The sequence below is a fragment of the Deinococcus piscis genome, assembly GCF_014653275.1.
In the GTDB taxonomy this organism is placed as follows: Bacteria; Deinococcota; Deinococci; order Deinococcales; family Deinococcaceae; genus Deinococcus; species Deinococcus piscis.
This window is the reverse complement of the sequence record NZ_BNAL01000001.1, coordinates 182,895-189,686: the sequence shown is the minus strand read 5'-3', so window position 1 is coordinate 189,686 and position 6,792 is coordinate 182,895. Positions and strand designations below refer to the sequence as shown.

Below are 6,792 nucleotides of genomic sequence, written 5' to 3'. Positions count from 1 at the left end.
CAACGGTTCGGTAGGAGATCTTCAAACCCGTCGCTGCCTCGAGCATGCTCGCATGCTCTGCCAGTGTCGCGTCTGGATGGGTCTCCAACTGCTTCAGAAGTTGCTGCTCGTGCTTTGCCTGAACTGTACGAGGTCGACCAGAAGGAGTCAGTCGCTGTTCTAAGGTTCCCTCTTCCACTTTCTTGAGGTACGTCACCACCGTGCGATGAGTGACCTCATACTGGCGAGCCACCGCGGTGATGGTGTCCCCTCGCTGTACAGCAGCAACGATTCGTTCCCGCAAGTCATTCCCATACCCAGCCGCCCCAACACGTTTCATTCTCTTATTATGTCAAATGCTCTAGAACAGCTGCCCCACTTTGACCAGGGTTTCCCACACGCCCCAGCCCAGCGGAATCAGGACCACCAGCCAGGCCAGGCCAATCAGGAGGGGAGAGACGTTCGCAGTCGGTTCGGATGGTCGGGTCATTGGGTAGCTCCTTGTGCGGGGGCGGGGGGCGCAGCCGGTTCTTCGGCGGGGGCCCAGTATTTCTCGGCCACGGGCTTGACCAGCAGGTTGGCGATAAAGCCCAGCACCAGCAGGCCAGCCATGACATACATCACGGTGCTGTAGGCCTGGGCCGCGGGCACACCCGCCGCAATCTGGCGGTCACGGAAGCCGTTGAGCAGGGTGGGACCCACGATGGCTGCCGCGCTCCATGCCAGCAGCAGCCGTCCGTGAATCGCGCCCACGTTGCGCGTGCCGAACAGGTCGCGCAGATACGCCGGAATGGTGGCGAACCCGCCGCCGTACATGCTCATGATGACGCAGGTGGCCAAGATAAAGAGCGCCAGGCTGCCCATGCTGCCGAGCGTGGGGACCAGCAGGTACAGCAGCGTGCCCAGCGCAAAGAAAATCATGTAGGTCGGCTTGCGTCCGATGCGGTCCGAGGTCGAAGACCAGATGAAGCGCCCGGCCATATTGAAGATGCTCAGCAGGCCCACGAAGCCAGCGGCGGCGGCAGCGGTCACACCATTGCCTGCGCCCAGCACACGGTCTGAGAACATTTCCTGAATCATGACGCTGGCTTGCCCCAGCACGCCGATGCCGGCGGTCACGTTCAGGAACAGTACGGCAAACAGCAGCCAAAACTGCGGCGTTTTCATGGCCTGGTCTACCAGCACGTGGTGCTGCGAAATCATGGCGCTGGACTGCTGCTGTGCAGGAGACCAGCCCTCAGGCTTCCAGCCTTCACGTGGCACCCGCACCAAGAAGGCGCCAAACATCATCATCAGGAAGTAAATGCCTGCCATCCACAGAAACGCGCTGCTGACGCCCAGGGTGCCATCATTTGCGAAGCGGTTCATCAGCGCCGTGCCCAGGGGACTGCCCAGCAGGGCGCCGCCGCCAAAGCCCATAATCGCCATGCCTGTGGCGAGGCCGGGGCGGTCCGGGAACCACTTCATCAGCGTACTGACCGGGCTGATGTACCCCAGCCCCAGCCCGATGCCGCCCAGCACCCCGTTGCCCAGGATGATAAGCGGCAAGCTGTGCATCCGCACGCCGATGGCCGCCACCACAAAGCCGCTACAGAACAGCAGCGCCGAGGCGAACATGGTTTTGCGCGGTCCTTCGCGCTCGACCCACTTGCCGAACAGGGCCGAGGAAGCGCCCAGGAAAAATAGCGCCACACTGAAAATTAGGCCCACTTGAAACAGCGACCAGTCGCCAGCCGCTCCCTGCACTGCACTTAAATCACCGCTGATCTGGCGGGCCAGCGGCTTGTTGAACACCGAGTAGCCATAAATTTGCCCAATGCTCAGGTGAACGGCCAATGCAGCTGGCGGGACCAGCCAGCGGTTCCAACCGGTAGGCGCTACAGAATGTTCACGGTCTAGAAAACCCATCGCTTTCCTCTTTTCCGCAGGTGAAGCAATCCCAGCGGCCTGATCTTCCCGGTTGGATAAATGTCCCTGCTGCGTTTTGGATGGCTCACTATAAACGCTGCCGGGACTGTGAGTTGCTGGTCAGACAGGTGCCCATCAGGCAATCCAGGCCCAGCAAGCCTAGAATTGGGCAGATGAACAGAGTTTTGCCGCTGCTGGCTGCCTTGTGGGGTGGTGCCCTGCTGGGAGCCTGTGCCCCAGCCCCTGCTGGCCCCGAATGGAGTCAGGCCAGCGCCGCCGAGCAGCGGGCCTGGAAGGACGCGGCGGGCACCGACCCTGTACGGGACGTGCCGGATATTGTGGCCGCCACCCTGGACTTCCCAGCCCAGACCCAGACCGTGGCGTACGTGACGCTGCGCAGTGACCGCCCCACCGCCGAAGTGACCCTCAAGAGCCTGAGCGCTGAGTTGCAGCCCCGCTTCCCGGAAGGGATGCCGGACGGGCACATCTACCAGGAACGCTGGCTGGTGGGCACGGTGACCAACACCCAGTGCGAGCCGCCGCAACTACGTGTGCTGGCGCTGGCGGGCGAACTGCCTCCGCGTGAGGGCCAGGAGTGGACCGGCGCCCTGGGCCTGCTGCCGGACCCTGAGCCCTGTTCCGGCTTGGAAGGAGGCGCTGTCAACAAAAGCTTCCGCCAGGAGCCGCTGCGGCTGAACGAGTGGAACGTGATTCACAGCACGCTGCTGGGTGGCAGCAGCGGTGAAGTGGCGGTAACGACGGCCATCTATCCCACCGCCCAGCCCTTGCCGGTGCCTGCGGGAGCCAGGGCCGAGGAGCTGGTGCTGCTGACAGGGCAGGGTGGCGCGGCGCTGAACTACGGCGACCTCACTTTGCCTGCGCTGCCCGAAGCTGGCACGCCGCCGAACCACGAGTAGGGCGGGACGGGGCGCTGGCCTGGCAGTATCTTGAGACTGTCCAGCACTTTTTCGCCTAGCCACCTGTTCAGGAGGTTTTTGCCATGACCCTGCCTACCCGTGTTCTGTCTCATGCCCTGGTCCGTTCGCTGGCTGCGGCGGCACTGCTGCTGACCACGACAGCCTGTACCCTGACCGACCCCACTCCGCCCATTCCGGGGGCCACATTGCGCGTGTCTCCCCAGGAGCTGACGCTGCGGCCCGGTGAATCCGCGCGGCTGGCAGTGGAGCTGCGCGGTGCGCCACCTTCCGCTGCGGGCTATGACCTGAGCGTGTCGGGGGGGTGGCAGGGCGTGCAGGTCAGCCCCTCCGGGCTGTGGCTGCGCGGTGACAGCCGCGCTGTGCTGCGCGTCTCGGTGTCCCGCACGGCTCCGGCTTCCTCGCAGCCGCTCTACGTGCGCGTGTCCGATGGGCAGGGCAGAGGGCTGCTGCGTGTGGTGCAAGTGCGCGTGCGTCCTGTGCGTGTCCAGCCTGCTCCCGTCCAGCAGGTGCCGCTGGATGGCCCGCCGCTGAATGTAGAGCCTGTGCAACCTGCGCCCGTCATGCCGGTGCCCTGAGCCTTTCTCCTTAGCCGCGCCGCACCAGCGTCCGGAAGGTGAGGTCGTAGCGGTTGCGCTCGTCAGCGGGCCGCTCGCGCTCGGCGGCGGTGTCCCACTCGCCAGGCAATTTAGGAAAAAAAGTGTCGCCTTCCAACTCTGTATGAATCAGGGTCAGCTCAACGCGGGTGAGCTGGTCCAGATACAGCCGGTAAATTTCCTCGCCGCCGATAATGGCGATTTCGTTCTCTGGGCCCAGATGCGCGTGGGCCAGCGCCAGCGCGTCTGCTGGGGTGTAGGCCACCAGCGCTCCCGGTGCCCTGAATGCTGCCTGGCGGGTCAGGACGATGTTGGTGCGTCCTGGGAGTGCCTGTCCGCCCAGCGAGTCCCACACCCGGCGGCCCATCACGTTGGGGCGGCCCACGCTCAGGCGCTTAAAGTGCGCGAAGTCGGCGGGCAGGTGCCAGGGCATCCCACCGTCCTTGCCGATGACGCGGTTCTCGGTCATGGCGACGATGGCGACCAGTTCGGGAGCTTGGCTGGACATGATGCCTCACCATGCCGCCTTTGACCGGCGCTGCGCAACTCCTCACGCTACGCAAGGGCTGCGTGTCAGCCCACCTGCTGGACCTCAATTCCAGCGGCCTCCAGTATCCCGGCTCCACTCGGCAGGCCTGCGCCCACCCGCACTTCCTCGGTGTAGTTCTGCGCAAACAGCACCCGGCCAATACGCCGCGAATTGACAATCAGCCGCGCACACGTGGCACAGGGCTCGTGAGTCACGTAGAGCGTGTGGCCTTCGCCGTTCCAGTTGGCGGCCAGCAGCGCATTCACCTCAGCGTGAATAAAGCCCGACGCTCCCTGCGCCAAGCTTTCGCGCTCGTTCGGCTCACCGGCGGCCCGTCCGTTGTAACCCACGCCCACCACGCGGTTGTGCCGGTCCAGAATGCACGCGCCCACCTGCACTTTGGGGTCGGCGGAGCGGCTTGCCCACAGCCGCGCTGTCTCCATCCCCAACTGGTCGAAGCTGGGCCGACTCACACCGCCACCTCGGCCTTGATGCCCTTATGCGGCTCGTAGCCTTCGAGAGTGAAGTCCTCGTACTGGAAAGCAAATAGGTCTTTGACTTCGGGGTTCAGCCGCATTCTCGGCAGTGGCCGTGGCTCACGCGCCAGCTGCCGCCCGACCTGCTCAAAGTGGTTGTGGTAGATGTGGCAGTCGCCGCCTGTCCAGACGAATTCGCCGGGTTCCAGGTCGCACACCTGCGCCACCATCATGGTCAGCAGGGCGTAGCTGGCGATGTTGAACGGCACGCCGAGGAAGCTGTCGGCGCTGCGCTGGTACAGCTGGCAGCTGAGCCGCCCGTCGGCCACGTAAAACTGAAACAGCAGGTGACAGGGCGGCAGGGCCATGTCATCAATCTGCGCCACATTCCAAGCCGAAACGATCAGGCGGCGTGACTCCGGATTGCGGCGAATCTGCTCCACCACCTGCGAAATCTGGTCAATCTGCCCGCCACCGTAGCCGGGCCAGCTGCGCCACTGCTGACCGTACACCGGCCCCAGCTCGCCGCCCTCCCGCGCCCACTCGTCCCAGATGGTCACGCCGCGCTCCTGCAACCACTGGGCATTGCTTTCGCCGCGCAGGAACCACAGCAGCTCGTAGATCACCGACTTGAGGTGGACCCGCTTGGTGGTGACCAGCGGAAAGCCCTGCTGCAAGTCAAACCGCATCTGATACCCGAACACCGAGCGGGTGCCGGTGCCGGTGCGGTCCATGCGGTCCGTGCCGCATTCCATGATGTGCGAGAGGTAATCAAGGTACTGGCGCATATGCCCTTAGTGTAGAGGGCAGGAGTGAGAGGTAAAATGCCGATCCGCTGCTTAAGTTCGTCTGGGACAGCGAATTCAGTCATTAAAGATGCCGCTGAAGGCTGGGGAGAGTCAATGTGGCGCAATATTTTACTGGCAGCGGACTGTGTCCCTTCTCCGCAACAGCTCCGTTTGACGAGCATCTGAATTTATGGTGCGCCATGCCCAGCCTGCCAACCTCCTCCTTTAAGCGCAGACTGGTAGCAGAGAAGATGGTTGGCCCCCAGTAGAGGTTGAGGAATCGCCCCGCTTAGCTGAATGACCAGCTTTGCCCCTGCACGCGGGTGGGAAAGTGATAGAGCCCAGTGGTGGCGGTTATGAACAGCTCCGTGCCGTCCTTGCCGCCAAAGCAGAGGTTGGCGACGGTTTCCGGCACCAGAATGCGGCCCAACTCCTCACCATCTGCGGTCAGGACATGTACGCCGTCACCCGCACTGCTCCAGATGCGGCCTGCGGCGTCTACCCGCAGGCCGTCGGTCTTGCCCTGGTCCACGCGGAAGGCCTGACGCATGTACGCTGCGCGGTCCCCATCTATGCGGTAAAGGTGGGTGGCCGCGTCATCGCCGGTATCGGCCAGCAGCAGCTCGGTGGCCGAGGCAAAAGCCAGGCCGTTGGGCTTGTGGCGGTCCACAATGGGGCAGCTCAGCGTGCCGTCTGGCGCAATGCGGTAGACATAGCGGCCCGGCTGCTCCATCTCGCCGCCGTAGCCTTCTTCGGGCTTGTCTATGCCGTAGGTGGGGTCCGTGAACCACAGGCTGCCGTCCGGATGCAGGGCGACGTCGTTGGGGCTGTTCAGGTGCTGGCCTCGCCACTCGCTCGCCAGCGTGGTCCAGTGGCCGTCTTCTTCCTGGCGCAGCACGGCCCGCTCACCGTGCGAGCAGGCCACCAGCCGGCCCTGTGCGTCCAGACAGTGTCCGTTCTGGTGGTGGCTGGGGTTCATTTCTTCTTCCAGGCCCCGGCCTGGGGTCCAGCGCCAGGTGCGGTTTTGGCGCACATCGCTAAAGACCACGCAGCCCCGCGCCGGAATCCAGACTGGCCCCTCGGTCCAGGTAAAGTTACCGGCCAGACGGGTCAGCTCGGCCCCCGGCGGAAACAGGTCCAGAAACTCGCTGCGGGCCGCCTGAAGCACCTGGGTCACAGCCGCTTGTCTCCAGCGGGGTCGGCGCTGAAGGTGGTGCCCGTCTCATTGCGGCCATCGCCCTCAATGACACTTTCGGGCACGCCCTGGTCCGCCTGGTCCTCGTTGCGGGTGGGGTCGCCGCCCAGTGCCGTGCCTGCATCGGTGGCGGGCTGGCCGGCAGGGCTGACCCCCTGGCTGACCGTTTCGTCGCCGGTCCAGTGGCTTTGGCTGCTCATGCCGTTGCCGGTGTCGTGCTGGCTGGTTTCCATGCTCTGCGTTTCCATGTCCTGCGAGGTGGATGCCTTGAAATCTTCGTTCATGACACCATGATGACAAACCGCTGCGCCGCCTGGATGGGACCGGACTAAAGGCAGATTGCTGTGCCTGCAGACGCTTTAGCTGGGGCAATCCGTGGCCGTGGG

Annotated in this window: 10 protein-coding genes; 2 read left to right on the top strand and 8 right to left on the bottom strand. The window is 64.2% G+C overall.

All coding sequences use genetic code 11. The features are described from left to right. From IE158_RS00935 to IE158_RS00930, 3 genes are all read right to left on the bottom strand, one after another. Nucleotides 1-319, bottom strand: a 319-nt coding sequence (locus IE158_RS00935) for a helix-turn-helix domain-containing protein (protein ID WP_189641777.1), incomplete at its 3' end; no start/stop codon positions are given. Nucleotides 320-340: 21 nt separating this feature from the next. Next, nucleotides 341-469: an MFS transporter small subunit gene (locus IE158_RS13680; protein ID WP_268248054.1), complete on the bottom strand. Its 129-nt coding sequence runs from the start codon at nucleotides 467-469 to the stop codon at nucleotides 341-343. After that, a complete protein-coding gene (locus IE158_RS00930; protein ID WP_189641776.1) occupies nucleotides 466-1,887 on the bottom strand; it encodes an L-lactate MFS transporter in 1,422 nt (473 codons plus the stop codon). The genes IE158_RS13680 and IE158_RS00930 overlap by 4 nt, the downstream gene beginning before the upstream one ends. A 173-nt stretch (nucleotides 1,888-2,060) precedes the next feature. On the opposite strand from IE158_RS00930, the gene IE158_RS00925 reads away from it, so the two are divergent. Both IE158_RS00925 and IE158_RS00920 read left to right on the top strand, forming a co-directional pair. Beyond that, complete coding sequence (locus IE158_RS00925) at nucleotides 2,061-2,804, top strand: hypothetical protein (RefSeq protein ID WP_189641775.1); 744 nt, start codon at nucleotides 2,061-2,063, stop codon at nucleotides 2,802-2,804. A gap of 83 nt (nucleotides 2,805-2,887) precedes the next feature. Beyond that, nucleotides 2,888-3,400: a hypothetical protein gene (locus IE158_RS00920; RefSeq protein ID WP_189641774.1), complete on the top strand. Its 513-nt coding sequence runs from the start codon at nucleotides 2,888-2,890 to the stop codon at nucleotides 3,398-3,400. Between the two features lie 10 nt (nucleotides 3,401-3,410). Here the strand turns inward: IE158_RS00920 and IE158_RS00915 are convergent, their stop codons facing one another. From IE158_RS00915 to IE158_RS00895, 5 genes are all read right to left on the bottom strand, one after another. Then, nucleotides 3,411-3,926 (bottom strand): dihydrofolate reductase, encoded by a 516-nt coding sequence (locus IE158_RS00915; protein WP_189641773.1) that lies wholly within the window; start codon nucleotides 3,924-3,926, stop codon nucleotides 3,411-3,413. A gap of 65 nt (nucleotides 3,927-3,991) precedes the next feature. Then, entirely contained in the window at nucleotides 3,992-4,420 is a 429-nt protein-coding gene (locus IE158_RS00910) for a dCMP deaminase family protein (protein WP_189641772.1), read from the bottom strand. Next, nucleotides 4,417-5,211: a thymidylate synthase gene (locus IE158_RS00905; protein ID WP_189641771.1), complete on the bottom strand. Its 795-nt coding sequence runs from the start codon at nucleotides 5,209-5,211 to the stop codon at nucleotides 4,417-4,419. The genes IE158_RS00910 and IE158_RS00905 overlap by 4 nt, the downstream gene beginning before the upstream one ends. Before the next feature lie 289 nt (nucleotides 5,212-5,500). Continuing rightward, on the bottom strand, nucleotides 5,501-6,388 hold the full coding sequence (locus IE158_RS00900; RefSeq protein WP_189641770.1) for an SMP-30/gluconolactonase/LRE family protein: 888 nt from the start codon (nucleotides 6,386-6,388) through the stop codon (nucleotides 5,501-5,503). Continuing rightward, nucleotides 6,385-6,690, bottom strand: a complete 306-nt coding sequence (locus tag IE158_RS00895; protein ID WP_189641769.1) for a hypothetical protein — start codon at nucleotides 6,688-6,690, stop codon at nucleotides 6,385-6,387. Before IE158_RS00895 ends, IE158_RS00900 begins: the two co-directional genes overlap by 4 nt. Nucleotides 6,691-6,792 lie beyond the last annotated feature (102 nt).